The following is a 25,004-nucleotide window of genomic DNA, read 5'->3' on the forward strand; positions in this document are numbered from 1 at the left end:
ACGTCCCCAGAATTTTCCAGCAGTTACCGAATCCCGGCGCGACGGGGTGCTACCCTAAGGGTTCCGCCACTTATTGTCCGCTCAGATTCGCCTTATGCCCAGCCAACTCGAAGCGTTGCGCCGCCATACCGTTGTCGTTGCCGATACCGGCGATTTCGAAGCGATGCGCGCGCTGCGCCCTACCGACGCCACCACCAACCCCTCGCTGATCCTCAAGGCCGTGCAGCAAGAGGCGTACCGGCCGCTGCTGGTCCAGACGGCGCGCGCGCACCAGGGCGCGTCGCCGGCCGAGATCACCGACCGGCTGCTGGTCGCGTTCGGCCGCCAGATCCTCGATATCGTGCCGGGCCGGGTGTCCACCGAAGTGGACGCACGCCTGTCCTTCGATACCCGCGCCACGGTCGAGCGCGCCCGTGGCCTGATCGCCCTGTACCAGGCGGCCGGCGTGCCGCGCGAACGGGTGCTGATCAAGATCGCCTCCACCTGGGAGGGCATCCAGGCCGCGCGGGTGTTGCAGGCCGAGGGCATCCGCTGCAACCTGACCTTGCTGTTCTGCCTGCCGCAAGCCGCGGCCTGCGCCGACGCCGGCGTGCAGCTGATCTCGCCCTTCGTCGGCCGCATCTACGACTGGCACAAGAAGAACGCCGGCGCCGAGTGGGTCGAGGATGAGCGCCGCGGCCCCGACGATCCGGGTGTGCAATCGGTCAGCCGCATCTACCGCTATTACAAGCGCTTTGGCATCGAGACCGAGATCATGGGCGCCAGCTTCCGCAACGTGGACCAGATCCTGGCGCTGGCCGGCTGCGACCTGCTGACGATCAGCCCCGAACTGCTGACCCGGCTGTCGCAGGCCGAGGGCGAGGTGCCCGCCGCGCTGTCGCCGCAGGCCGGCGGCGACGACGCCGACGTGGTCCGCGTGGATGGCGGCGAGGTGGCGTTCCGCACGCAGCTCAACGAGGACGCGATGGCCAGCGAGAAGCTGGCCGAGGGCATCCGCCAGTTCGTGGCCGATGCGCGCAAGCTGGACGCGCTGATCGAGTCCCAGGGCGCGGCCTAGCGGAATGCGGCGCGCGGGCATGCGCATGCCCGCGCCGCGCCCTAGAGTTTTTCGGTTTCGCCCGACTTGGGCTGCCACTTCATGAGGCGCTTCTCGCCCAGCCCCACCACGTAGTCGAGCACCAGCGCGAAGGCGGTCAGCACCACGATGCCGGCGAACACCGTGTTCACGTCGAAAGTGCCCTCGGCCTGCAGGATCAGGTAGCCCACCCCGCTGGCCGAGCCCAGGTATTCGCCCACCACCGCGCCCACGAAGGCCAGGCCCACCGAGGTGTGCAGGCTGGAAAACACCCAGCTGGTGGCCGACGGCAGGTAGACGTGGCGCAGCAGCTGGCGCCGGCGCGCGCCCAGCATGCGGGCATTGTCCAGCAGCGTCGGGCTGACTTCGCGCACGCCCTGGTAGACGTTGAAGAAGACGATGAAGAACACCAGCGTCACCGCCAGCGCCACCTTGGACCAGATGCCCAGCCCGAACCACATGCCGAAGATCGGCGCGAGGATGACGCGCGGCATCGAGTTGGCCGCCTTGATGTAGGGGTCGAGAATGGCGCTGGCGCCGGGCGAAAGGCCCAGCCACAGGCCGAAGCCCAGCCCGCCCACGGTGCCGATGACAAAGGCCAGCACGGTCTCGGACAGCGTCACCCACAAATGGCCATAGATATCGCCGTTGGACACGAACCAGGCCCACATGCGCCCCCATACCTTCAGCGGCTCGCCGAAGAAGAACGCGACCTTGGGATCGCGCGAGGCCACGTGCCAGACCAGCAGGATGACGACGAACAGCAGCAGTTGCCAGAAACGGAGGCTCAGCGAGCCCGGCTTGATCAGCTTGGACATGGTTCAGGCTCGCTTCTGCTGGGCATAACCCTTGAGCACTTCCTCGCGCAGCACGCCCCAGATGGCGGCGTGCAGCTCGACGAAGCGCGGATGGGTACGGACCTCGGCCACGTCGCGCGGGCGCGGCAGGTCGATGGCGAACTCGCCGATGGGATGCGTGCCCGGGCCGGCGGACAGCACGATCACGCGGTCGCTCATGGCGATGGCCTCGTCCAGGTCGTGCGTGATGAACAGCACCGCCTTGCGCTTGGCCATCCAGAGCTCGAGCACCTCGTTTTCCATCAGTTGGCGGGTCTGGATGTCCAGGGCCGAGAACGGCTCGTCCATGAGAATGATGTCGGGATCGCGGATCAGCGTCTGGGCCAACATCACGCGCTTGCGCATCCCGCCCGACATCTGGTGCGGGTAGCGCGTCTCGAAGCCGCCCAGCCCCACCCTGCGCATCCAATCGCGGCCGCGCTCGTCGGCCTCGGCGCGCGGCACGCCGGCGAAATCCAGGCCGGCCACCACGTTCTCCAGCGCGCTGCGCCACGGCAGCAGCGCCTCGCCCTGGAACATGTACCCGGCCCGCTCGTTGATGCCGGCCAGCGGCTGGCCGAACACCCGCACCGTACCCGAGGACGGCGCCAGCAGGCCGGCGCCCACGTTGAGCAGCGTGGACTTGCCGCAGCCGGTGGGGCCCACCACGGACACGAACTCGCCCGGCGCGACCGCCAGGCTGGTGTCCTGCACCGCGGTGTAGCGCCGGCTGCGGTCGTCGCGCGCGACGAACGTGCAGGTAATGCCTTCCAGCGACAGCGCGGCTTCAGCCATTGGGGTACTTCTCGTTGGCGCGGCGCGTGTACGCGTTGGTCCAGGCCTTGGCGGGATCGACCTTGGCGGCATCGAAATCGGGCACGAAGGCGGCCAGCGCCTTGAGCGCGGTGGCCGCGCCGTCCTCGGGGATCACGCCGTCGGGCGACAGGCCTTCCATGCTCTTGCCGATGGCGGCCTTGTAGACGGCCGGGTCGCCCAGCAGATAGCCTTCGGGCACGGTCTTGGCGATCTCGTCGGCGCCGGCCTTCTGGATCCACTTGTCGGCGCGCACGATGGCGTTGGTCAGCGCCTGGGCGGTGTTCGGATTGGCGTCGATGAAGGCCTGCGGCGCGTACAGGCAGCCGGCCGGCATGTTGCCGCCGAAAATGTCCTGGGTGTCCTTGAGCGTGCGGGTGTCGACGATGATCTGGATGTCGCCGCTGGTCTCCAGCATGGACACCACCGGGTCGGTGTTGGAGATCGCGTCGATCTGGCCGCTGCGCAGCGCGGTGACCGCGCCGGCGCCGGCGCCCACGCCGATGAACGAGACGTCCGAGGCCTTCAGGCCATGCTTGGCCAGGAAGAAGTTGACCACCATGTTGGTCGAGGATCCGGGCGCGGTCACGCCGATCTTCTTGCCCTTGAGGTCGGCCGGGCCCTTGTAGCCGGGCAGGTTCTTCTTCGAGACGCCCACGCCTATCATGGGCGCGCGGCCCTGCAGCGCGAAGGCGCGGTAGAACTGGCCCTTGGCCTGCAGGCTGAGCGTATGCTCGAAGGCGCCCGAGACCACATCGGCGCTGCCGCCGACCACGGCCTGCAAAGCCTTGGAGCCGCCGGCGAAGTCGGCGATGCTGACATCCAGGCCCTCGTCCTTGAAGAAGCCCTTGACCTCGGCAATGGTAAGCGGCAGGTAGTAGATCAGCGGCTTGCCGCCCACGGCGATCTGGACCTTGGCCTTTTCCAGCTTCTGGGCGCGCACGATCGCGGGCGCCAGGCTCATCGCGCCGGCGGCACCGGCCAGCTTGAGCAGTTCACGACGGGTGACTGACATGCTTTCGTCTCCTATGGGGCCGCCCGCGGGCGGTGTGCCCCAGGCGCGGCCGATCTCCTGGTTCGTGCTGTCTTGGGCAGCCGCCCGCGCGGCCGCGACGGGCGCTCAGCGCCCGATTGCCCCGGTCTGCGCCAGCTCGGCAATCGCCGCTGCATCATACCCCAGCGCCTTCAGGACTTCCTCGGTATGTTCCCCTAAACGCGGGCCCAGCCAGCGCGTGCCGCCGGGGGTTTCCGACAGCTTGGGCACCACCGCCGGCAACTTGACCGGCGAGCCGTCGGGGAAGTGGTGCTGCTCGATCATGCCGCGCGCGAGGAACTGCGGATCGGTGAACATATCGGCCACGCTGTAGATCTTGCCCACCGGCACATCGGCGGCGCGCAGCGTGGCCAGCGCCTGCTCGATGGTGTGGGTGTCGCACCAGCGCTGGATGGCGCTGTCGATCTCGGTGGCGCGCCGCGCCCGCCCGTCGTTGCGCTCGAGCTGCGGATCGTGCGCCAGGTCGCTGCGTCCGATCGCCAGCATCAGGCGATGGAAGATGGCGTCGCCGTTGCCGGCGATGACGATGTTCTGCCCGTCGCGCGTGGTGTAGGTGTTCGACGGCACGATGCCCGGCAGCGCGCCGCCGGTGCGCTCGCGCACCACGCCGGCCACGTCGTATTCGGGCACCAGGCTTTCCATCATGTTGAAGACCGACTCGTACAGCGCCACGTCGACCATCTGGCCCTGGCCAGCCTGACATTGCTCGCCGGTGGCGCCGTTCCAGCGCCCCCCGGTGGCGTCGCGATGGCGCAGCGCCATCAAGGCGCCGATCACGCCGTGCAGCGCGGCCAGCGAATCGCCGATCGAGATGCCCACCCGCACCGGCGGGCGGTCGGGATGGCCCGAGACATAGCGCAGCCCGCCCATGGATTCGCCGATCGCGCCGAAGCCCGGCAGGTCGCGCAGCGGCCCGGTCTGGCCATAGCCCGACAGGCGCACCATGATGGTGGCCGGGTTGATGGCGCGCAGTTGCTCGTAGCCCAGCCCCCATTTCTCCAGCACGCCGGGCCGGTAGTTCTCGACCACGACGTCGGCCTCCAGGGCCAGCCTGCGCGCGATCTCCTGCGCGCGCGGGTCCTTCAGGTTGAGGGCGATGGACTGCTTGTTGCGCGCCTGCACGGTCCACCACAGCGAGTCGCCCCGGTGCAGGTGGCGCCAGCTGCGGATCGGATCGCCGCCGCCCGTGCCATCGGGGCCGTGCGGGGTTTCCACCTTGATGACCTCGGCGCCGAACTCGCCGAACATGCGGGCCGCGAACGGCCCGGCGATCAGCGTGCCCAGCTCCAGCACCTTGAGTCCTTTCAGCGCGGACATGAGACTGTCTTCCTCGTAGAGGGCGGTCTTGCGCCGCCTCGGTTGCGCGCCCGGCGGCGCGGGTCATGCGGCGGCTAGGTCGAACGGCGCTCCATCAGGGCCCAGGCGATAGTGCCGGCATCGACGTATTCGAGCTCGCTGCCCGCCGGCACGCCGCGCGCCAGCCGGGAGACCTTCAGGCCGCGCTCGCCCAGGGCGTCGCCCAGGAAATGGGCCGTCGTCTCGCCCTCGGCGGTGAAATTGGTGGCCAGGATGACCTCCTGGACCACGCCGTCGCAGGCGCGCTCGATGACACGCTGGAAGTCGAGCTCGCGCGGCCCCACTCCTTCCAGCGGCGCGATACGCCCCATCAGCACGTAGTACAGCCCGCGGTAGCCATGGCTGGACTCGATCATGTTCTGGTCGGCCGGCGTCTCGACGATGCACAGCAGGGTCGGATCGCGCTTGGGGTTGGCGCAGGTCGCACAGACCTCGTCTTCGGTGAAGCTGTTGCAGCGCGCGCAATGGCGCAGGTGCTGCACGGCGCCGGAAAGCGCGCGGCCCAGCATGTCGGCCCCCTGCAGGTCGTGCTGCAGCAGGTGATAGGCCATGCGGCGCGCCGAGCGCACGCCCACGCCAGGCAGGCGGCGCAACGCCTCGATCAAGGCGATCAGCGGTTCGGGTTCGGGTAGTTGGGGATCCATCGCGCAGACAGCAGCGCGCCCGGCGGCCCGGCGGGCCGCCAAGGCGTTATCAGAACGGCAGCTTCATGCCCGGAGGCAGCGGCATGCCGGCGGTCACCGACGCCATTTTTTCCTGCGAAGTGGTCTCGGCCTTGCGCAGCGCGTCGTTGAACGCCGCGGCCACCAGGTCTTCGAGCATGTCCTTGTCCTCGCCCAGCAGGCTGGGGTCGATGGCCACCCGCTTGACGTCGTGGCGGCAGGTCATGGTGACCTTGACCAGGCCGCCGCCCGCGGCGCCCTCGACCTGGATCTCGGCCAGCGCGTCCTGCGCCTTCTTCATGTTTTCCTGCATTTGCTGCGCCTGGCGCATCAGGCCGGCGAGTTGTCCTTTCATCATGATCGATGCTTCCTCGGATTAGGGGATTGAGTCTGGCCGGTGCCGCTCAGGCGGCCGGCGGATTGTCTACATGGCGGATCGAGCCGGGCACGACGCGGCCGCCGAAATCGGCGACCAGCGCCTGCACGAAGGGATCGACCGCGACCGCGTCTTCGGCGGCCTGCTGGCGCGCCGCACGTTCGATCTGGGCCACCGCGTGCGCGGTGCCGTCTCCGGTGACGCCCACCTCGATCTCCAGCCGCAGGCCCTGGCCGAAATGTTCGCACAGCACGGTCTGCAGGCGCACGCGGCTTTCGCTTTCGGCCAGCGTGCGCACGGCCACGCGCAACAGCACCGCGTCGCCCTGCACACCGGCCCACTCGCTCTGGCGCGCCAGTTCGGCGGCAAGGCCGGTGACCGGCAGGCGTGCCGCCAGTTCGGGCCAGCCGGTCGGCGACATGTCCGCAAGGCGCGAGCGCGCCGCGCGGCCACGGCCGCCGGATTCGCGCCGCGGCGCTGGAGCCCGGGGCGCGGGCATGGCCGCGGCGGCGGGCGCCAGCGTTTCGAATTCGTCGTCCGGATCGGCGGTGAAGCTGTGCTCGGGCACGAAGCCGCCCCCTGCTTCGTCGGGAATGGCCTCGTCGACCCAAGCCGGCGGACCGTCGTCATCCGCCGCGGCCGGCGCCGGCGCGGCCGGGGGTTCGGCGGACACGGAAGCGGCCGGCACGGAAGCGGCCGCGGGCTCGGGCAAGTCCTCCCAGGGCGGCACTTGCCCCGGCGCGGGTTCGGCAACGGGCGGCGGCGCTGGCGCCGCCACCACCGGCGTGACCGCGGGCGGGGGTTCTGGCTCAGGCTCCGGTTCAGGATCGGGTTCAGGCTCTGGCTTGGATTCGGCCCGGGCTTCGGCGCGTGGCGCCGCGGCGGCCTGCGGCGCGGGGTCAGGCCGGGCTTCGGCCGGGGCCGCCTCGGCCGGCGCGGCGGCCCGCGGCGTCACGTCGGCGCGCGGCGCCTGCACGGCCGTTGCCGGGCCGGCCTCGCCATTGAGCGCCAGCATGCGCAGGCAGGCCATCACGAAACCGGCGTACTCGTCGGGCGCCAGCGTCAGCTCGCCGCGGCTGTGCACCGCCACCGAATAGAACAGTTGCACCGCATCCGGATGCAGGGCGGCGGCCAGGCGCGCGATGTCCTCGGTCAGCGGATCGTCCTGCGGCAAGGCGCCGCGCACGCGCTGCTCGATGGCCACCCGCGACAGCAGCACCGCCAGGTCGGCCAGCGCGCCGGCATACGACAGGCCGCGCACCGCCAGTTCGTCGGCCACCGCCAGCACCCCGGCGGCGTCGCCCGAGGCCAGCGCATCCAGCAGGCGCACCAGGTGGCGCTGGTCGATCGTGCCCAGCATGCCGCGCACCGCTTCTTCGCTGAGGTTGCCGGCGCTATAGGCAATGGCCTGGTCGGTCAGCGACAGCGCGTCGCGCATGGAACCGCCGGCCGCCTGGCCGATCAGGCGCAGCGCCGGCACTTCGAAGCCGATCTGCTCTTCGCCCAGCACCGCCTGCAGATGCCCCACGATCGCGTCGGGCGGCATCTGCTTGAGATTGAACTGCAGGCAGCGCGACAACACCGTGACCGGTATTTTCTGCGGATCGGTCGTCGCCAGGATGAACTTGACGTGCGGCGGCGGCTCTTCCAGCGTCTTGAGCATGGCGTTGAAGGCATGCCCGGTCAGCATGTGCACTTCGTCGATCATGTAGACCTTGAAGCGGCCGGCTCCCGGCGCGTAGACCGCCTGCTCGAGCAGCTGGGTCATTTCCTCGACGCCGCGGTTGGAAGCGGCATCGAGTTCGAGGTAGTCGACGAAGCGGCCCGCATCGATTTCGGTGCAGGCGCGGCATTGGCCGCAAGGCTTGGACGTGATGCCGTTCTCGCAATTGAGCGACTTGGCCAGGATGCGCGACAGGGTGGTCTTGCCGACCCCGCGCGTACCGGTGAACAGCCAGGCGTGATGCAGGCGCTGCGTGTCCAGCGCGTGCGTGAGGGCGCGCACCACGTGATCCTGCCCGATCAGGGTATCGAACGATCGCGGGCGCCACTTGCGGGCCAGTACCAGATAAGTCATGGGCGGATTGTAGAGCCAGTTGCGCGCGCCCGGCACGGCGCGCTGGTTCACTGACCGGCGCGCGAACGCGCCCGCCGGAATGCAAAAGGGGCGCCGCGACCGGGAATGATGCGATCCGAATGGATCGCGATGCATCCCGGTCACGGCGCCCCTTTCAGGGATACCGGTAGGCGAGCCTTACTCCGGCACTGGTTCTGAACGACTATGGCTGCTTCGTTCCCGACCTGACCAGATTCACCGCCGAACCATGCGAAGGGGCCCGCCAGCTACGCATTCTAACAGAATGCGTAGCTGGCGGGCCCCGGCCCTGCCGGACCCATCAGGGTCCGGCAGGGCCGTCGGGGCAAGGTGGTGGGCCCCCTCCCCAGCCCTCCCCCCGAGGGGGAGGGGGCGGTGGGAGGGCAATGTGGTGCGCGGGGTGGCGTGCTTGGCTACGGTGGGGTGCTGCTTGGGGCGGCCTACGCCTATCCCCTGCGGGGATGGCGTGGCCTTGCGGCGTGCCTGAAACCGCGGGGGGCTGGCATCGGTGGTGCGCAGGGTGGCGTGCTTGGCTACGGTGGGGTGCTGCTTGGGGCGGCCTACGCCTATCCCCTGGCGGGGATGGCGTGGCCTTGCGGCGTGCCTGAAACCGCGGGGGGCTGGCATCTGTGATGCGCAGGGTGGCGTGCTTGGCTACGGTGGGGTGCTGCTTGGGGCGGCCTACGCCTATCCCCTGGCGGGGATGGCGTGGCCTTGCGGCGTGCCTGAACCCGCGAGGGGCTGGCACGCCGCTACAGGTCGATCCAGGCGCGGGCGCGCGGGAAGTAGAGGGCGGCGCGCGCGGGACGGCCGTCCAGGGCGGTGACCTGGGCGCAGTAGCGCATCAGTTGCTCGCCATGGCGCTGGCGCATGCGGACCGCGAACTGCTCGGGCGTCTCATCCTCGTGCGGGCGGCCGGTCTTGTAGTCGACGATGAGCCAGCCATCTTCGGTGCTCAGCGCCAGGTCGATCACCGATACGCGGCCGGCGGCGTCGATGAGGGGCCATTCGCGGCGCGCGCGGGCCTGGCCGAGCAGCCAGCGGCCGCGCTCGTCGTCCAGCGTGGACTGCAGCGTATCCAGCACGGCCTGCGCGGCGGCGGCGGCCTGGCTGGCCGGAATGCCGGCGCGGGTCAACTGGCGCCGCATGGCCGGCAGGCGTTCGGACAGCGCCTCGGCCGACCAGTGCTGCGGACCATCGCCGCCGATGCGCGCCAGCCAGGCGTGCGCCAGCGTGCCGACGGCCGCGTCATGGCCCGCCTCCAATTGCCAGGACGGATGCTCGGCGCCCTGCGCGCCGCCGTACACGCCCGCCGCGGTCTCGCGCGGCAAGGCCCGGGCCGCCAGGCTCGCCAGCCCGGCGCCGGCCAGGCGGCGCAACGGCTCGCCCACGAGCGCCGGCTGCTCGCCGGTGGCCGCCGCCGGATCCTGCGCCACCTCGGGCGGCTGCGGCACCGACAGATGCGGCCACAACCGGCCCAGCAGGCTGGCCGACGCCGGCGTGCGGGGCTGGCCGCTGGCTGTGTCCAGCGCCACGTGCGCCACCAGGTGCAGGCGCTGGCGCGCGCGCGTGGCCGCCACATAAAGCAGGCGGTCGGTTTCGTAGGCGGCGCGGCGCGCCTCGCGCGCGCCCAGGTAGCGCGACACCGGGTCGGCCTCGGTTTCGGCGCGCGGCTTGATCGGCCCGAGCAGCACCCTGCCCCCGCTTTGCTCGAAACGCACCAGCGGCGCCTGGTCGCCGCGCGGCGCGCGGTGCAGGCCGTACAGGATGACGGTATCGAACTGCAGCCCCTTGGATTTGTGCATGGTCATGATCTCGACCGTGCCCTGCTCGCCGGCGGCCTGCGGCGCGGCGAACAGGCGCGCCACCGCGCCATCCAGCAAGCCGGCGTCCAGCCCGCCGTGCGGCGCCAGCCGCTCGATCAACTGGAACAGGCTTTCGGCATCGCTGGCCGCGCTGGACCCGGCATACAGGCCGGGCCCGCCCAGGCGCCGCCACAATTGCTCCAGCCAGGCGGCCAGCGGCAGCAGGCCGGCGTCATTGCCACGGTCCAGCAGGATCGCCGCCACGGCGCGCAAGCGCCGGTATTCATCGGGCGCCAGCGCCTGCTCGGCCAGGCAGCCCGGCGCCGGCGCATCGAACAGGCTGCCCTGCCCGCCTTCGGGCCGCGTCGCGCCGCGCAGCGCGCGCTCGAGCAGCGTGGGCACCGGCGTCAGCTGATCGGCGCCGAACAGGCGTTGCAGCGACGCCAGGGTCAGGCCGCACCATGGCGCGCGCAGCACGGACAGCCAGGCCAGCCGGTCGGCCGGATGCGCCAGCGCGCGCGCCAGCTGCACCAGGTCGGCCACCACGGGCCGCAGCCCCAGCGGCACCAGCTCGACGGCGCGGCACGGGATTCCTTCCTGCGCCAAGCGGCGCGTCAGGCTGCCCAGATGGCTGCGGGCGCGCACCAGGATCGCGACCGGATGGCGGCTGCCTTCGTGCTCGGCCAGCGCCTCGCGCACCAGGCCCACCGCGATGTCCTCGGCCTGCGCCTCGGCGCCGGCGGCGTCGCCGCAATCCCAGGCGGGGTGGAACCGCACCGCCTCGCCCGGCGCCGTCTCGTGGAACGCGGTCGAGGGGCTGTAGGCAATGGCGCCGGAATCCGCGTCATTGGCGCGCGGCAGCAATTGCGCGAACACGCGGTTGACCCAGTCCACCACCCCGCCCTGCGAACGGAAATTGTCGGTCAGTTGCAGGAAGCCCGGCTGGATCTGGCCCACGCCGCGCTCGGCCACCTGCAGGAACAGGCCGACCTCGGCCTTGCGGAAACGGTAGATCGACTGCATCGGATCGCCCACCAGGAACAGCGTGCGGCCATCGCCGTCCTGCCAGCCGGCGGTCAGCGTGGCCAGCAAATCGATCTGGCCCTGGCTGGTGTCCTGGAATTCGTCGATCAGCAGATGGCGGATCGACGCGTCCAGCTTGAGCAGCAACTCGCCGGGATCGTCGCCGCTGCCCAGCGCGTAGGCCGCGCGCTGGGCGATCTCGATGAAGTCGACTTCGCCGGCCCGCGCGAACTGCACGCGCAGTTGCGCCACCGACAGCGCCAGCGTGGTCAGCTGCGCGCTCAGCACGTCCCATTGCGCGTCCGAGAAATGCGCATCGGGCATGTCGCGCACCGCCGCCAGCGCGCGCACCCAGGGCGCGCCGCCGTCGCAGGCGGCCAGCCAGGCGGTGAACGGCTCCTTGTGGTCGCAACCGGCCGGAAAGCCCAGGTTCTTGTTCACGCCCCTGGGGCTGCGCAAGGCGCCCGTGCCGGTCAGCAGCAGATGCGCCAGCGCGCGCCACTGGTCCAGCGCCTCGGCCAGCGGCGGCAAGGGGCCGTCCCAATCCTGCAAGGCCGCCAGCCGCGCATCGCCGCTGCCCTCCAGCGCCGCCGCGGCCAGGCGCGCCGGCCCGCACAAGGCCTGGCTCCAGCCGCGCGGCAATTGCCCGCACAGGCTGTCCAGCTCGTGCTCGAGCGCCTCGGCCAGCGACGCTTCCAGCCCTGCGCGGTCCAGTCCGTACTGCAGCAGCGGCATCCACTGGTCGCGCTGGCCCAGCATCGCCGCGATGGCCTCCTTGGCGGCCTGCACGTCCACGTCCAGGTGCGCCAGCAAGGCGCGCACCGCTTCGTGCTCGTCGGCCAGTTCCAGCGTGGCGCGCGCCGCCGCCTCGTAGTGCGTGCGCGCGTCGTCGGCGATATCGGGCATGCCGCCCAGCTCCGACAGCCAGGGCATGCCGCGCACCAGGCCGGCGCAGAACGAGTCGATGGTGCGGATGGCCAGCCGCGCCGGGTGATCGAGCAGGTGCCAGCCCTGCTCCTGGTCGCGCGCCAGGGCGGCGCGCGCCAGCTCCCAGCTGCGCCGCTCGTGCGCCGAACGCGGCGGCTCGCCGGCGCCCAGGCCCAGCTTGTGCAGCACGCGCGCATGCATCTCGGAGGCGGCCTTGCGCGTGAAAGTGATGGCGACGATTTCCTCGGGCCGCGTCACGGTGGCCAGCAAGGCCAGGATGCGGTCGGTCAGCAGTTCGGTCTTGCCGGAACCCGCCGGCGCCTGCACCAGGAACGAGCGCGACGGGTCCAGCGCCTGGCGGCGCGCGGCGTGGTCATGCGGCAAGCGTTCGGGTTCGGTCATGGCTGGCGGCCCTCAGGCGTCCTCGTCGTCCAGGTGCAGGCGCAGGAACGGCATCGCGTCGCAGAACTTCAGGTCGTCCCGGCGCAATGCCACGTTGGCGGCGTATCCATTGGCGTATTCGTCGGCCAGCATCTCGACCGCCGCACGCCAGCGCTGCAGGATGCGCGGCCATGGCTGCCCCTCGAACGCCTTGCTCTGCTCGACCGGCGTGACGCCTTCGATGCCCAGGTCGTCCGCCGCCAGGCCTTGCGCGCTGACCTGGCGCGCATGGATCTGCGCCAGCATCAGTCCGGCCACCTCGGTGTCCGCGCCATCGGCCAGGACCGACGCGTAGAACGGCAATTGCAGGTTGACCGGACGCGCCCGCGCCCAATCGGATTCGGGCCGGCCCGGCGCCGCGCCGGTCTTGTAGTCGACGATGAGCGCGCGGCCATCGGCCAGGCGGTCCATGCGGTCCAGCCGCACCTTGAGCGCCAGCGCGCCGCGCTGCCAGCTGTGCTCCTGTTCGATCTGCGCCACCTCGAACGGCTGGCGCCGCGCCTCGCTGTCGAACCAGTTGGCCAGCACGGCCGCCGCGCGCGCGCACTCGAGTTCGCGCAGCGCCGCCGGATAACCGGCCAGCTCGGTACGCGCCGCCTCGCCGATGGCCTGCTCGACCAGCGCGGCCAGGCGGCCTTCGGCCATCGCCGCGTGCAGGGCCTCCTGGTCGGGCAGCATGCGCCACACCAGTTCGAGCGCGCGGTGCAGGAACTGGCCGCGCACGCTGACCGTGGCCGCATCGGCATAGGGCGCCATGGCACGTCCGCCCAGTCGATGGCGCACGAAGGCCCACAGCGGGTTGCGCGCCTGGGTATCCAGCACGTCCAGGCCGCCGCGGCTTTGCCGCTCGGCCTGCAGCGGCGGCCCCTGGCTGTCGTCCAGGGTCTCCTGCTCCAGCGCGGCGGCCTGCGCCTCGGCGCCCGGCCGCCAATCGGCCGGCGCCGCGCGCGCGATCAGGGGCGAGGGCCGCAGCTCGCGCTCGCCGTCCATGGCGGCGTGGCTGGCGATCATCTCCGGCGCGCAGCGGCGCAAGGCCATGAACATGCCTTCGGCCCACTCGCGCTCGCGCTCGGGCGTGGCGCGCGGCGCGCCGGCCTGGCGCAGCACGGCCAGCGGCAGCAGCGGATTGGGCTTGGGCGAGGCCGGCAGTACGTCGTCGGTCAGGCCCAGCACCCAGATCCCGTCCCAGGCACCGCCTTCGGCCTCGAGCAGGCCCAGCACGTCCAGCCGCGCCGACGGGTCGCGCTGCGGCTGGAACGAGCCGGCGCGCGCCGCGCTGGCCAGCAGGCGCACCGCGGCGCGCCCGTCCAGGCGGCCGGCGGCCGGCGCCAGCGCCGTGAATTCGGCCAGCAGGTCGCCCAGCGCCCCCATGACTTGATAGGCCACGCTGTCGAGCGCGCGTTCGCCCGGAAAGCCCAGCGCGGTCAGCGCGGCCTTGAAGCGCGGCGCCCAGGCGTCGCAGGTATCGCTGCGCTGGCCGGCGCGCCAGATCGCCATGGCCTGCGACCAGCCCTCGGCCAGGCGCGGACACTCCTCCAGGCCGCGCTGCCAGTCGGCCGGCGCCACGTGGGCCAGCGCCTGGCGGCGCCAGCGCGCATCGAGCGCCGCATGGCGCGGCCCTTCCTGCACGTCGCCGGCGCAGTGGCCGGCCAGCAGCGCCGCGCCGAACAGCGCGGGCTCGCCCGCGCCGCGCGCGGCCACCTCGGCCAGCAGCGCCAGCCAGGCCAGGGCGGCGCGCACCGCCGGCCACTCGTCCAGCGCCCGGCCCACCGCCACGTTGAAAGGCAGGGGCGCGCCCTCGCCGGCCAGCGCCTGGCCCAGCACGCGTCGCGCGAACGGCGCCTCGGCCTCCAGCTGCGGCGACACGATGGCGTAGCGGCCGTGCGGATCGGCGCGCAGTCGCTCGGCCGCCCAGCGCGCCGCCGCGCGCCATTCGGCGCCGCGATCGGCGGCCTCGAAGCGTTGCGGCCATGCCGGCTCGCGCACGGCGTCGCGCCACGCCACCACGTCGGCGCCGCCGTCGGCCAGCGCGCGCAGCAGGCGCGCGAAGCGCGGCGAGATATCGACGAAGCCGGCCAGCGCCACGTGGCGCGGCGCGCGCAAGGCGCCCTGCCGCAGCGCCTCGAGCACGCGCTCGTAGCCCTGGTTGGCATCCTCGGCGTCCAGCTCGTCGAGCATGGCGCGATAGCGCGCGCGCCAGCGCGAGAACCCGCGGTACTCATCGGTCTCGGCGCCGGGCGGCACATGCGCCTGCCACTCGTCGACCAGCAGGTCCGCGTCCAGCGCCAGCCGCGCGGCCTGGTCGGCGTCCAGCAGCACGCGGTCGGCCTCCTCCAGGCGGATCGCTTCGCGCCACACCAATTGGGTCGCGAAACTGGACAGACGGTACGCCGGCACTTCGTAGCGTTCGTCGAACGCGAGCTCGGCGGCGCAATCGGCCAGCCAGGCCGACAGCGGCATGATGCGCGGCAGCTCGCTGACCTGGCGTTCGCTGCGCAGCTGCGCGGCCAGGTCCAGCGTGAGCCGGCGCGAAAGCCGGTTGTTGACGGTCAGCACCAGCGTGTCGATCGCGGGCAGTTCGCCGAGATCGCGCAGCGTGCAGGACGGAAAATCAGTGCGCAGGTCGTCCGACATGGGCCCAGGGCGGCGCGCGGCCTAGAAGCCGCACAACGCGGCGATGTTTTCCCAGTTGATGGCCATGTCGGGACTCAGGTAGCTCCAGAACCCCAGGGCCAGCACGGCCGACAGGGCCAACCAGCCGGCTATGCGCCAGCGGCGCGAAACGGAAACGGACGTATGCATGGCGGCAGGCAGTGCGGTTGCGGAAACTCCGTGGCTCAGGCGCGCGCCGCGGCGGGACGCGCCAGCGGCTGCTCGCGCACGGGCAGGCACAGCAGCGCCGCGACGACCGCCAGGGCCACGCCCGTCCACCATACCAGATCGTAGTTGCCCGTGCGCGCATACACGGCCCCGCCCATCCACACGCCGATGAAGCTGCCGACCTGGTGCCCCAGGAAGGCGATGCCCGACAGCGTCGCCGCGTAGCGTAGTCCGTAGATCTGCCCGATCAAGCCTTGCGTGAGCGGCACCGTGCCCAGCCAGAACAGGCCCATCCACCCGGCGAACACGTACAGCACCAGCGGCGTCAGCGGCACGGCCAGCAGCAACAGCATGCCGAAGGCGCGCAAACCGTAGATGGCGGCCAGCAGCAGGCGCTTGCTGTAGACGCCGCCCAGCTTGCCGGCATAGTACGAGCCGATCACGTTGCACAGGCCGATCAGCGCGATGGCGGTGGCGCCATGGCTGGCCTTCAGACCGGCATCGACCACATAGGCCGGCAGGTGCAGGGTGATGAACGCGGTGTGAAAACCGCAGACGAAATAGCTCCACGACAGGAAGTGGAACGACGGATGCGCCATCGCCTGGCGCACCGCGGCGCCCAGCGATTGCTGCGCGCCCCCGTGCGCGCCCGGCTTGCCGCGCAGGAAATACGCCAGCGGCGCGCCCACGGCCACCAGCAGCGACAGCACCCACAATGCGCCCGGCCAGTCCAGCCCGGTGATCAGCTGCTGGCCGGCCGGCACCACCAGGAACTGGCCCAGCGAACCGCCCGCGCTGGCGATGCCCATGGCCGTGCTGCGATAGGCCGCCGGCACCGAGCGCGCCACCACCGGCAGGATCACGGGAAAGGTGGTGCCCGCCTGGCCCAGCCCCACCAGCACCCCGGCCGTCAGGTACAAAGTGGCCTCGTCGGTGGCGAAACGCGTGCCTATCATGCCCAGCGCATACAGCACGGCGCCCAGCACGATGGTGCGGCCCGATCCGTAGCGGTCGGCCAGGATGCCCATGCCGATACAGGCGGCGCCCCAGACCAGGTTCTGCAAGGCGAAGGCCATCGAGAACACTTCGCGCCCCCAGCCATGCGCCAGCCCCATGGGCTGCATGAACAGCCCGAACGTGGCGCGCACCCCCATGGCCAGCAGCACCACGCCGGTGCCGATGAACAGGATGCGCAGGGAGGGTTTCTCGGATGTCGACATGGAACGTCGTCTGCCTTCGGAGGTAGTAATCGGTCACCCCGTGGCGGGGGCGGATCCGCGATCATATACAAATCCCCGCGATGCCATCGAGGAATACCCTGATGCCGTCCGCCCGCCGCGCGGGCCCGCGGCCCTTTCCCCCGGCGCCGCGCCGGCCCCGGCAAGGTCCGCCAAGGTGCTAGAATCCTGCTCGGCCGGCGCACCGATACGCGCACGCGCATCCGCGGCCTCGCGCTGCCCGCCCGTCTCGCCGTAGTTAAATGGATATAACCGGCCCCTCCTAAGGGTCAATTGGTGGTTCGATTCCACCCGGCGAGGCCATCCCCTTTTCCCGGCGTGCCTGTCCCGCATGAGGACTGGCGTCTGCCCGTGCGTGTGCCTGTCCCGGCTGGGACTGGCACACTGCTCTACGCCATCGACGCCATCGACGCCAGCCCGCCCAGACGGTATCTGCCCCCACCGGCACAGGGACCTCCCGCGCCGCGCCGTTCAGCCAATTGCAGGGTAAATCGGTATACGCTGCGACCTCGGCGCGCGGCGATACTCCGCAGACAGGATGCCCGGCAATATGTCCCTAAATTTAATTCACGCAAACTCTTGCGCATCAGTTCAAATTGCTGTTTAAATTTGGCGCGTAACCCCATAATTCGCCTGGATTTTTTCCGCCCCGGCCCAATCCGGCGATTGCAACAATTCAATACAGCCAGACAAGGTCTGCTTACATCATGGCATTTCACTGGACGCGCGCGGTAGCGAGAGCATTGGCGCCCCTGGCGCTGGCGATAGGCGCGCTGCTTCCCTACGCCGCGCACGCCGCCAAGGCCGACCCGTGCAGGACCAACGCCAAGTCGGCCGCCTGCAAGTCCCAGCAGGCCAAGAAGACCTCGGCCAAGAAAGCCCCCGCCAAGACCGCCTCCAGCAAGAAATCCACGAGCACCGCCAAGAAGAAAGCCGCCACCGCCAAGAAGGGCAGCACGCGCAAATCGTCCATCCGCGCCCGCACGCGCACCGCGGCGCGCGCCAGCGCCGCGGCCACCGCCGCCATGCCGCCGGCGGCGGCCTCCCCGGCCGCCGAAGCGGCCGCGCTGCGCTCGAGCACCGCCTACGTACAGGACCTGGAAACCTCCACGGTGCTGTTCGCCAAGAACGAAAACGTGGTGCGCCCGATCGCCTCGATCTCCAAGCTGATGACGGCCCTGGTGGTGGTGGACGCCAACCTGCCGATGGACGAGATGATCGAGATCACCGACGATGATGTCGATACGCTCAAGCACACCACTTCGCGCCTGCGCGTGGGTACCGTGCTCAGCCGCGGCGACATGCTGCACCTGGCGCTGATGTCCTCGGAAAACCGCGCCGCCCACGCGCTGGGACGCAACTATCCGGGCGGCATGCCGGCCTTCGTCGCCGCCATGAACGCCAAGGCGCGTTCGCTGGGCATGCTGAACACGCGTTTCGTCGAGCCCACCGGCCTGTCGAGCGAGAACGTGTCCTCGCCGCGCGACCTGGCCCGCATGCTGCGCGCCGCCTCGCAGCGCCCGCTGATCCACCGCTACTCGACCGACACCGAGTACGAGGTCGAGATCAACAACCGCACCCAGACGTTCCGCAACACCAACCTGCTGGTGCGCAAGCCCGACTGGGACATCAAGGTCTCGAAGACCGGCTTCATCAACGAGGCCGGCGAATGCCTGGTGATGCTGGCGCGCATCAATGGCCGCGACATGGCCATCGTGCTGCTGGATTCGCAAGGCAAGCTGTCGCGCATCGGCGATGCCGTGCGCATACGCCGCATCGTGCAGAACGACGTGGCGATGCTCTGAATACGGCTAGCCCAGCGGCCGGCTGTCGTAGAGGTTGGCCGGCAGGCCGCGCAACACGGCCTGCGCATCCAGCGAACCGATCGGCACCGCGGCATCGGCCGGAATGCGGCCCTCGGCCTGCAGCACCTGGTAGCGCAGACAGCACACCCGCAGAAACGACGTGAAATTGGCGGCCTCGCCGCGATACTGCACCAGCTCGTCGTACAGCCGCTCGATCAGCTGCGTGACGCGCATGCCGTCGCGCGCGGCGATTTCCTCCAGCACGTCCCAGAACAATTGTTCCAGCCGCACGCTGGTGGCCACCCCGTGCAAGCGCAGCGAGCGGGCCTGCAGGGAATACGAGCGCTGGTTGGCGCGGATGAAGATTTCGCACATGAGGATCTCCGGCACGCGGCTGGTGCATGACACCCCCACTGTACGGCCACCGGCCGGCGCGCGACAAGCGCGCGCCGGCCGGTGGCCGTATTGGGGTCAGTGCGAGATGCGGGTGCCCAGCACCGCCAGGAATTGCGCCAGCCACGCCGGATGCGCGGGCCATGCCGGCGCGGTGACCAGATTGCCGTCGGTATGGGCCTGGTCGATGCCGATCTCGGCGTAGGTCCCGCCGGCCAGGCGCACTTCGGGCGCGCAGGCCGGATAGGCCGAGCAGGTGCGGCCCTTCAGGATGCCGGCGGCGGCCAGCAATTGCGCGCCGTGGCAGACGGCGGCGATGGGTTTGCCGGCCTGGTCGAAGTGGCGCACGATGTCCAGCACCCGCTCGTCCAGGCGCAGGTACTCGGGCGCCCTGCCCCCCGGGATCACCAGGCCGTCGTAGTGCTGCGGCTCGACCTTGGCGAAGTCATGGTTGAGGGTGAAATTGTGGCCGCGCTTTTCGCTGTAGGTCTGCGCGCCCTCGAAGTCGTGGATAGCCGTGGCGACCGTATCGCCCGCCTTCTTGTCGGGGCAGACGGCATGCACCGTGTGCCCGACCGCCAGCAGCGTCTGGAACGGCACCATGGTTTCATAGTCTTCGGCGTAATCGCCCACCAGCATCAGCAGCTTCTTGCTCATCGTCGTCTCCATGGAAAGGAGCCGGCCGCCGTGGCGCGCCGGCCTGGTCATGACGATTGTGGACGCGCGCGCGCCGGCGCGGGTGGTAAGGGGCTACCGCGCCGGATGCGGCGCCGTTACGGCAAGGCCACCTGCACGGCGCGCGCGCCCAGCAGGTCGACCAGCGCCTGCGGCGCGATGCCCACCAGGTAGCCGCGGCGCCCGCCGTTGACATAGACCTGCGGAAAATCCAGCACGCCGGCCTCGACCCACACCGGCATGCGCTTGCGCGTGCCGAAAGGCGAGGTGCCGCCGACCTGGTAGCCGGAATGGCGCTGCGCGACCTCGGGCTGGCAAGGCGCGACCTTTTTCAGGCCGGCCTGGCGCGCCAGGTTCTTGGTGGAAACCTCGCGGTCGCCATGCATCAGCACCACCAGCGGATGGCCGCCCTCGTCTTCCATGATGAGCGTCTTGACCACGGCGTGCGGGTCCAGGCCGAGCTGGCGAGCCGCCTCGCCGGCGCCGCCATGGTCGACATAATCGTAGGTGTGTTCGGTGAACGCCACCTTGCGCTGGCGCAGCAACTGGGTGGCGGGCGTTTCGGAGACGTGGCGGTTCTTGCTCATGGCGGATGGGCGCTCAGGCGCGCGGGTGATGGGCAGCATGCAGCGCCTTCAGGCGTTCGCGCGCCACATGCGTGTAGATCTGGGTGGTGGAAATATCGGCATGGCCCAGCAGCATCTGCACCACGCGCAGGTCGGCGCCGTGATTGAGCAGATGCGTGGCGAACGCATGGCGCAGCACGTGGGGCGACAGCGGCGCATGGATGTCGGCCGCCAGCGCGTATTTCCTGACGAGTTGCCAGAAGGCCTGGCGCGACATCGGCTCGGCGCGCGCCGTCACGAACAGCGCGTCGGCCACGCGCGCGCCCAGCAGTTCGGGGCGGGCGCCGCCGGCATAGCGCTCGATCCAGTGCGCGGCCTCCGCGCCCAGCGGCACCAGCCGGTCCTTGCCGCCCTTGCCCATGACGACCCGCACCACGCCCTCGTTGAGGCTGACATCCAGCGCCTTGACCGAGACCAGTTCGGACACTCGCAATCCGGTGGCGTACAGGGTTTCGAGCATGGCGCGGTCGCGCAGGCCGCGCGCGGTATCGAGGTCCGGCGCCTGCAGCAGCGCCTCGACCTGCGCCTCGGACAGGGTCTTGGGCAGGCGCGGCGGCTGCTTGGCGGTGACCAGCGTCAGGCAGGGATCGCCCGGAATCAGGCGTTCGCGCAATGCCCAGGCATAGAAGCGCCGCAGCGCCGCCAGCCGCCGGTTGGCCGTGGTGGCGCGGCTTTCGGCGTGGCGCGCCGCGAACCAGGCTTCGATGTCGCCCTTGCCCGCCTCGCGCAGGCTGGCGCCGGTGGCCAGGCCCGGATGGCAGGCGGGGTTCTCCAGCCATTGCGCGAACGCGCTCAGGTCGCGCCGATAGGCCGCCAGCGTGTTGGCGGCCAGGCCGTCCTCCAGCCAGACGGCGTCGATGAAAGCGTCGAGGTCAGCCTGCGAGGCCAGCGGGGCGGAGGAACTCATGGCGGCATTGTACGCAGGGCGCATCCGGGCCGGCGGCGTCATGCCGCGCTCTTGAGCCACACCTCGAAGGCCTTGAGCGCGCCGGAGCGCTCGCTGCGCTGCGGATAGCCGAAGTAGTAGCCCTGGCTGACCGACAGCGCCTGCGGCACGGGCATCACCAGCGTGCCGGCGTCCAGCGCATCCTGCACCAGGAAGCGCGGCATCAGCCCCACGCCCAGCCCGGCCTGCACGGCGGCCAGCATCATGGTGAACAGATCGTAGCGCGGGCCGCCGGCCGCCTGCGGCCCGTAGGAGTGCTGGTTGGCGCCGTACCACTGGCGCCAGGCGTCGGGACGCGAATACAGGTGCAGGTGCGTCATGCCGCCCAGCGCGCCGTCGTCGCCCCCGCGCGCGCGCTCGGCCAGTTCCGGCGCGCACACCGGCACCAGCTCGCGCTCGGGAAACAGCAGCACGCCCTGGGTGCCCGGCCAGATGCCGTCGCCATGGTAGAGCGCGCCGTCGAAGGGCTGGTCCTTGAACTGGAACGGCAGCGTGCGCACCGACAGGCTCACGGTGATGTCGGGCTGGACGCGCTGGAAATCGGCCAGGCGGGGAATCAGCCAGGTGGTGGCCAGCGTGGGCACCACCGCAATATGGATGCTGCGTCCCATGCCGGTGCGGCTGACCAGCCCGAACGTGTCCTTCTCGATCTGGTCCAGGTGGTGGCGGATGCGGCCGGCATACTCGGCGCCATGGTCGGTCAGCACGATGCGGCGGCGTACGCGCGTGAACAGCTGCACGCCCAGGCGGTCCTCCAGGCTGGCCACCTGGCGATAGACCGCGCTGTGCGTCAGCGACAGCTCTTCGGCGGCGCGCGAGAAGCTGCCCAGCCGCGCCGTGGCCTCGAACGCCTGCAAGGCGCTCAAATTAGGGATACCGTTACGCATCGGGCTCTGTCCTGGAAGCCGGTCTTCGCAAAAGGCCGGCGCTTGGTGCAATGCAGCACGCACAACTTTCCGGCACGTCAATAGATTGTGCAATTTTATCAATTGCTTTGTGCAAGTGAGGAACACTATGCTCAGCGATCACACCCCGGCTAATCCATGACTACTGCTAACCACTCCACTCCTGCATCCCGCCTCGGCGGCCATATCCTGGTCGACCAGCTGGCCGCCCATGGCGTCAAGCATGTGTTCTGCGTGCCGGGCGAAAGCTACCTGGCCGTGCTCGACGGCCTGCACGACGCCAGCATCGACGTCACCGTGTGCCGCCAGGAAGGCGGCGCGGCCATGATGGCCGACGCCCACGGCAAGCTGACCGGCGAGCCGGGCATCTGTATGGTCACGCGCGGCCCCGGCGCCTCCAACGCGCTGGCCGGCGTGCACATCGCCAAGCAGGACTCCACGCCCATGATCCTGTTCGTGGGCCAGATCGAGCGCGGCATGCGCGAGCGCGAAGCCTTCCAGGAAATGGACTATCGCGCCGTGTTCGGCACCCAGGCCAAGTGGGTGACCGAAATCGACCAGGTCGAGCGCATTCCCGAACTGATTTCGCGCGCCTTCCACGTGGCCACCTCCGGACGCCCGGGGCCCGTGGTCATCGCCCTGCCCGAGGACGTCCTGGTTGAAACCGCCAGCGTGCCCGATGCGCCGCGCTACGAGGTGATCGACGCCGCGCCGGCCGCCGGCCAGATGGACCAGCTCGCGCAGATGCTGGCGCAGGCCAGGGCGCCGGTGGCGATCCTGGGCGGTTCGCGCTGGAATGCCCAGGCGGTGCAGCAGTTCGCCGATTTCGCGCAGCGCCACGCCTTGCCGACCGCGGTGTCGTTCCGACGCCAGATGCTGTTCCCGGCCGACCACCCCTGTTTCATCGGCGACGTCGGGCTGGGCATCAACCCCGCGCTGCTCAAGCGCATCGAAGAGGCCGACCTGGTGCTGATGGTGGGTGGGCGCATGTCCGAAAACCCCAGCCAGGCCTATACCCTGCTGGACATTCCGGTGCCGCGCCAGAAGCTGGTGCACGTGCATCCCGACAGCGCCGAGCTGGGCCGCGTCTACCGCGCCAACCTGGCGATCAATACCTCGCCGGCGGCATTCTGCGCCGCGCTGGCGCAAGCGGACGGACCGTCGGGCCAGCCGGTCTGGGCCGACGACACGCAGGCCATGCGCGCGAGCTACCTGCAATGGAGCGACCCCGAGGCCATCCGCACGCCCGGCGCGCTGCAACTGGGCGAAGTGATGGCGTACCTGGAAAAGACCTTGCCCGCCGACGCCATCATGGCCAACGGCGCGGGCAACTACGCCACCTGGCTGCACCGTTTCCACCGTTACACGCGCTACGGCACCCAATTGGCCCCGACCTCCGGCTCGATGGGCTATGGCCTGCCCGCCGCGGTGGGCGCCAAGCGCATCTGGCCGCAGAAAACCGTGGTCTGCTTCGCCGGCGACGGCTGCTTCCTGATGCATGGCCAGGAATTCGCCACGGCGGTGCAGTACGACCTGCCCATCGTGGTCGTGCTGATCGACAACGGCATGTACGGCACGATCCGCATGCACCAGGAAAAGCACTACCCCGGCCGCATTTCGGCCACGAGCCTGAAGAACCCCGACTTCGCCGAATACGCCCGCGCCTTCGGCGGCCACGGCGAACGCGTCGAGACCACCGCGCAGTTCGCGCCGGCCTTCGAGCGCGCGCTGGCCAGCGGCAAGCCCGCCATCCTGCACTGCCTGATCGACCCGGAAACCATTACGCCGTCGACCACGCTGGAGAAAATCCGCGCCGCGGCGCTCAAGGCACAGTAAGCGTGCGGGCGCGGCACTGCCGCGCCCGCATATCCACGATCCGGATTTGAGTTTTTCGTATCTACACTGGAGTACCCGCATGTCCTCGATGCCCTCGTTCCACTGGCAAGATCCCCTGTTGCTCGACCAGCAACTGACCGAAGAAGAGCGCATGGTGCGCGACGCCGCCGTGGCCTACTCGCAAGACAAGCTGGCGCCGCGCGTGCTGGAAGCCTTCCGCCACGAAAAGACCGACCCCGCCATCTTCGCCGAAATGGGCGAGCTGGGCCTGCTGGGCGCCACCATCCCCACCGAATACGGCGGCGCCGGCCTGAACTACGTCTGCTACGGCCTGATCGCGCGCGAAGTCGAACGCATCGACTCCGGCTACCGCTCGATGATGAGCGTGCAGTCCTCGCTGGTGATGGTGCCCATCAATGAATTCGGCAGCGAAGCGCAAAAGCGCAAGTACCTGCCCAAGCTGGCCGCCGGCGAGTGGATCGGCTGCTTCGGCCTGACCGAGCCCAACCATGGTTCGGACCCCGGCGGCATGGAAACCCGCGCCACCAAGACGCCCGACGGGTACAAGCTGACCGGCAACAAGATGTGGATCACCAACTCGCCCATCGCCGACGTGTTCGTGGTGTGGGCCAAGTGCGTGGGCGGCGACTTCGACGGCAAGATCCGCGGCTTCATCCTGGAAAAAGGCATGAAGGGCCTGTCAGCGCCCGCCATCCATGGCAAGGTAGGCCTGCGCGCCTCCATCACCGGCGAAATCGTGATGGACGAAGTGGAAGTGTCCGAAGAGCAGATGATGCCTGGCGTCTCCGGCCTGAAGGGCCCGTTCACCTGCCTGAACTCGGCCCGCTACGGCATCGCCTGGGGCGCGCTGGGCGCGGCCGAGGCCTGCTGGCACACCGCCCGCCAGTACACCATGGACCGCAAGCAGTTCGGCCGCCCGCTGGCCGCCAACCAGCTGATCCAGAAGAAACTGGCCGACATGCAGACCGAGATCACGCTGGGCCTGCAAGGCTGCCTGCGCCTGGGCCGCATGAAAGACGAAGGCACCGCCGCGGTCGAGATCACCTCGATCATGAAGCGCAACTCGTGCGGCAAGGCGCTGGACATCGCCCGCCTGGCGCGCGACATGCTCGGCGGCAACGGCATCTCGGACGAATTCGGCGTCGCCCGCCACCTGGTCAACCTCGAAGTCGTCAACACCTACGAGGGCACGCACGACGTGCACGCCCTCATCCTCGGCCGCGCCCAGACCGGACTGCAGGCCTTCTACTAAACCCCGCGTGCCTGTCCCCGCAGG

Annotated in this window: 20 protein-coding genes, 1 tRNA gene and 1 other RNA gene; 5 read left to right on the forward strand and 17 right to left on the reverse strand. The window is 70.2% G+C overall.

Annotated features, from left to right (window positions below; translation table 11 throughout):
* The first annotated feature begins 94 nt into the window (after nucleotides 1–94).
* Nucleotides 95–1,057 (forward strand): transaldolase, encoded by a 963-nt coding sequence (tal, locus tag CAL11_RS17015; protein WP_068925423.1) that lies wholly within the window; start codon nucleotides 95–97, stop codon nucleotides 1,055–1,057.
* Nucleotides 1,058–1,098: 41 nt separating this feature from the next.
* On the opposite strand, the gene CAL11_RS17020 is transcribed toward tal, so the two are convergent.
* The 12 genes from CAL11_RS17020 to CAL11_RS17070 all read right to left on the reverse strand — a co-directional run bounded on the left by CAL11_RS17020 (nucleotide 1,099) and on the right by CAL11_RS17070 (nucleotide 16,503).
* Nucleotides 1,099–1,893 (reverse strand): ABC transporter permease, encoded by a 795-nt coding sequence (locus tag CAL11_RS17020; protein WP_033462772.1) that lies wholly within the window; start codon nucleotides 1,891–1,893, stop codon nucleotides 1,099–1,101.
* A 3-nt stretch (nucleotides 1,894–1,896) separates the two neighbouring features.
* A complete protein-coding gene (locus CAL11_RS17025) occupies nucleotides 1,897–2,706 on the reverse strand; it encodes an ABC transporter ATP-binding protein (RefSeq protein ID WP_033462773.1) in 810 nt (269 codons plus the stop codon).
* Nucleotides 2,699–3,739, reverse strand: a complete 1,041-nt coding sequence (locus CAL11_RS17030) for an ABC transporter substrate-binding protein (protein ID WP_086093606.1) — start codon at nucleotides 3,737–3,739, stop codon at nucleotides 2,699–2,701. The genes CAL11_RS17025 and CAL11_RS17030 overlap by 8 nt, the downstream gene beginning before the upstream one ends.
* Nucleotides 3,740–3,844: 105 nt before the next feature.
* Entirely contained in the window at nucleotides 3,845–5,095 is a 1,251-nt protein-coding gene (locus tag CAL11_RS17035) for a CaiB/BaiF CoA transferase family protein (RefSeq protein ID WP_010926155.1), read from the reverse strand.
* Between the two features lie 74 nt (nucleotides 5,096–5,169).
* Entirely contained in the window at nucleotides 5,170–5,778 is a 609-nt protein-coding gene (recR, locus tag CAL11_RS17040; protein WP_033462775.1) for a recombination mediator RecR, read from the reverse strand.
* Nucleotides 5,779–5,827: 49 nt separating this feature from the next.
* On the reverse strand, nucleotides 5,828–6,154 hold the full coding sequence (locus CAL11_RS17045) for a YbaB/EbfC family nucleoid-associated protein (RefSeq protein WP_033462776.1): 327 nt from the start codon (nucleotides 6,152–6,154) through the stop codon (nucleotides 5,828–5,830).
* 46 nt (nucleotides 6,155–6,200) lie between these two features.
* Nucleotides 6,201–8,249, reverse strand: coding sequence for a DNA polymerase III subunit gamma/tau (locus tag CAL11_RS17050; RefSeq protein ID WP_244172825.1), 2,049 nt, complete (start codon nucleotides 8,247–8,249; stop codon nucleotides 6,201–6,203).
* Between the two features lie 166 nt (nucleotides 8,250–8,415).
* An RNA gene (ffs, locus tag CAL11_RS17055) (signal recognition particle sRNA small type) lies at nucleotides 8,416–8,513 on the reverse strand.
* Nucleotides 8,514–9,019: 506 nt separating this feature from the next.
* Nucleotides 9,020–12,424: a UvrD-helicase domain-containing protein gene (locus CAL11_RS17060; RefSeq protein ID WP_086093608.1), complete on the reverse strand. Its 3,405-nt coding sequence runs from the start codon at nucleotides 12,422–12,424 to the stop codon at nucleotides 9,020–9,022.
* A 12-nt stretch (nucleotides 12,425–12,436) separates the two neighbouring features.
* Entirely contained in the window at nucleotides 12,437–15,097 is a 2,661-nt protein-coding gene (locus CAL11_RS17065; RefSeq protein ID WP_086093609.1) for a PD-(D/E)XK nuclease family protein, read from the reverse strand.
* A 21-nt stretch (nucleotides 15,098–15,118) separates the two neighbouring features.
* Nucleotides 15,119–15,265, reverse strand: a complete 147-nt coding sequence (locus tag CAL11_RS24500) for a hypothetical protein (RefSeq protein ID WP_167382527.1) — start codon at nucleotides 15,263–15,265, stop codon at nucleotides 15,119–15,121.
* A gap of 35 nt (nucleotides 15,266–15,300) precedes the next feature.
* Nucleotides 15,301–16,503, reverse strand: coding sequence for an MFS transporter (locus CAL11_RS17070; RefSeq protein ID WP_033461362.1), 1,203 nt, complete (start codon nucleotides 16,501–16,503; stop codon nucleotides 15,301–15,303).
* A 246-nt stretch (nucleotides 16,504–16,749) separates the two neighbouring features.
* Here CAL11_RS17070 and CAL11_RS17075 point away from each other — a divergent pair.
* Together CAL11_RS17075 and pbpG are read left to right on the forward strand one after the other, a co-directional pair.
* Nucleotides 16,750–16,824, forward strand: a tRNA-Arg gene (locus tag CAL11_RS17075).
* Between the two features lie 404 nt (nucleotides 16,825–17,228).
* Nucleotides 17,229–18,326: a D-alanyl-D-alanine endopeptidase gene (gene pbpG / locus CAL11_RS17080; protein WP_086093610.1), complete on the forward strand. Its 1,098-nt coding sequence runs from the start codon at nucleotides 17,229–17,231 to the stop codon at nucleotides 18,324–18,326.
* Nucleotides 18,327–18,332: 6 nt separating this feature from the next.
* Here pbpG and CAL11_RS17085 read toward each other — a convergent pair whose 3' ends face one another.
* From CAL11_RS17085 to CAL11_RS17105, 5 genes are all read right to left on the reverse strand, one after another.
* Nucleotides 18,333–18,701: a ribbon-helix-helix domain-containing protein gene (locus CAL11_RS17085; protein ID WP_033461365.1), complete on the reverse strand. Its 369-nt coding sequence runs from the start codon at nucleotides 18,699–18,701 to the stop codon at nucleotides 18,333–18,335.
* 96 nt (nucleotides 18,702–18,797) lie between these two features.
* A complete protein-coding gene (locus tag CAL11_RS17090) occupies nucleotides 18,798–19,376 on the reverse strand; it encodes a DJ-1/PfpI family protein (protein ID WP_033451572.1) in 579 nt (192 codons plus the stop codon).
* A 116-nt stretch (nucleotides 19,377–19,492) separates the two neighbouring features.
* The gene (gene ybaK, locus CAL11_RS17095; protein ID WP_086094611.1) at nucleotides 19,493–19,981 is read right to left on the reverse strand and encodes a Cys-tRNA(Pro) deacylase; all 489 of its coding nucleotides are present in this window, start codon (nucleotides 19,979–19,981) and stop codon (nucleotides 19,493–19,495) included.
* Between the two features lie 13 nt (nucleotides 19,982–19,994).
* Complete coding sequence (gene xerD / locus CAL11_RS17100; RefSeq protein WP_086094610.1) at nucleotides 19,995–20,927, reverse strand: site-specific tyrosine recombinase XerD; 933 nt, start codon at nucleotides 20,925–20,927, stop codon at nucleotides 19,995–19,997.
* 38 nt (nucleotides 20,928–20,965) lie between these two features.
* A complete protein-coding gene (locus CAL11_RS17105) occupies nucleotides 20,966–21,853 on the reverse strand; it encodes a LysR substrate-binding domain-containing protein (RefSeq protein WP_033461370.1) in 888 nt (295 codons plus the stop codon).
* Between the two features lie 156 nt (nucleotides 21,854–22,009).
* Here CAL11_RS17105 and CAL11_RS17110 point away from each other — a divergent pair, with 156 nt between their 5' ends.
* Both CAL11_RS17110 and CAL11_RS17115 read left to right on the forward strand, forming a co-directional pair.
* Nucleotides 22,010–23,707, forward strand: coding sequence for a thiamine pyrophosphate-binding protein (locus tag CAL11_RS17110; protein WP_086093611.1), 1,698 nt, complete (start codon nucleotides 22,010–22,012; stop codon nucleotides 23,705–23,707).
* A gap of 79 nt (nucleotides 23,708–23,786) precedes the next feature.
* Entirely contained in the window at nucleotides 23,787–24,980 is a 1,194-nt protein-coding gene (locus CAL11_RS17115; protein WP_033461374.1) for an acyl-CoA dehydrogenase, read from the forward strand.
* Nucleotides 24,981–25,004: the final 24 nt, after the last annotated feature.

Origin of the sequence: Bordetella genomosp. 6 (genome assembly GCF_002119705.1) — a bacterium.
Classification (GTDB): Bacteria; Pseudomonadota; Gammaproteobacteria; order Burkholderiales; family Burkholderiaceae_B; genus Bordetella; species Bordetella bronchiseptica_F.